Source organism: Akkermansia sp. GGCC_0220 (genome assembly GCF_017566105.1).
In the GTDB taxonomy this organism is placed as follows: domain Bacteria; phylum Verrucomicrobiota; class Verrucomicrobiia; order Verrucomicrobiales; family Akkermansiaceae; genus Akkermansia; species Akkermansia massiliensis.
In genome coordinates, this window is sequence record NZ_JABFCI010000042.1 from 1 (window position 1) to 1,668 (window position 1,668).

1 pseudogene is annotated in these 1,668 nt (G+C 64.4%); it reads right to left on the bottom strand.

Annotated elements, in window-relative coordinates:
• Positions 1-87 precede the first annotated feature (87 nt).
• Positions 88-1,668, bottom strand: a pseudogene (locus HJW02_RS12865) (hypothetical protein); the annotation flags it as partial.

Genomic DNA, 1,668 nt, shown 5'->3' on the forward strand with positions numbered 1-1,668 from the left:
CCTCCCCTTAAGCACAAAAAGAGCCGCTCCCCGTGGATGGGAAGCGGCGCTGGCCGGGAAGAAGAAAAAAACTCTCTCTCTCTTTTATTACACCTCCTCGGGAGACAGCCAGCGGAAGGAGACGATGTTGAACTTCCTCCCGAACGCCTTGTTCACCGCGCTCAGCTCCGTCTCCTCCAGCGCTCCGCTCTTCATGTTGATCTTCTTGACCGGCGTCTCCGGGCTGTCCACCGGGTCCACGTAATTGATCCCCCTCTGCACCACCGCCTCGCACCACGCCCGCGACAGCACCACACCCTCGCGGTTGGTCAGCTCCCCGTAGGCCCGGATCGTAAACGTGTCGTCGCGCGTCGTTAAAATATTGCCCAGCACCGCCAGCACGTCGGACTGGATCAGGTAGCCGGGGGCCGCCGTATACACCGACCCCTTGGCCGCGTCCTGGTTCGGGTACCCTCCCTTGGGCGTGATGACCATGTCGGAGAGTTCGTCAAAGGTGCTGTTGATGGAGCTTTCGTCGATGGCCGCCTGAAGCGCCCCCTTCACCCCCATCTCCCCGCTCTGCAGGCGGCGGTTGACGAAGTCGGACATGTTCAGGAAGGGGCCCCTCTTCTTGACCTCCTGGACCATGTTCCGGGCCAGGGACTTGATCTGCGAGTCGCTGAGCGTTCTGAGGTCGGACCACGCCATGGCCTCCCCGTCCGGGATGCCCTGGGTTACGCCCACCGAGCCGTAGTCGTCCACGTGGGACTTGTCGCTGCTGGCCACCCCGAAGCGGGAGAAGGCCGTCTGGCTGTTGTTGAGCACGGAGGGGGTCCCGCTCCGGGAGTAGAGGAGCTTGCGCTTTTTGAGCCCAAGCAGGGTGGCTTCCCAGGCGCGCTGGGAGGTGGAGTTGACGTTGAAGCCCCCGGCCACGGTGAGGTACTTGGAGGCGTGCTTGTAGCCTTCGTCGGTCTTGGAGAGTTCTTCGACGACGGCCTCGGAGGGCTTGCCCTGGAGGTCGGGCACGAAGCGCCTGTTGGCAATGCCGGCGGCCCTGTTGGAGGAGGCGTCCGTGGAGAAGGCCTGTTGAAGCACGGTTTTAAGTTCCTCCCTGCCCGTGCCTCCGATGCTGGAGGGGCGCGCGGCCAGGGAGGAGGCGAACCAGGAGTCCCAGAGGGCGTCGTTGACCATCAGGCCGTGGTCCCAGAAGTCGCCCAGGGAGGCGTCTCCCATGATTTCATTGTGGGAGAAGACCTTGTCGGGCGGGAGCATGGGGTCGGCAAAGGCGTTGCCGATCCCCACGCCCGGCACGCCGGACTGGTAGGCGAAGCGCTTGGCGACGGCCGCCTTGGAGTCGCTCCTGTACCATCCCGGGGTGAGGCGGCAGCCTGCGAAGCCGGCGAGGCTGGAGGGCTGCTGGAAGGGGAGTTCCGCGGCCACGATCTTGTTGACCTGCTCGGCGCCCGGTCCGCCGAAGGGGGAGAGCCTGGTGCCGTCGTTGGAGAGGATGTTGGAGATGGTGATGGGGAAGAAGTCGCTGTTGGCGTTTTTGACTTCAAACTGGTAGGGGCTGTAGAGGCGTCCGAGCTCGGAGGCGGTGGGCATCTGCCCACCCCAGAAGAGAGGGCTGGAGTGCTGCCATGTCTTGGCGCGGTAGTCCTTGCCTTCCGGGTAGGCTCCGATCACCGG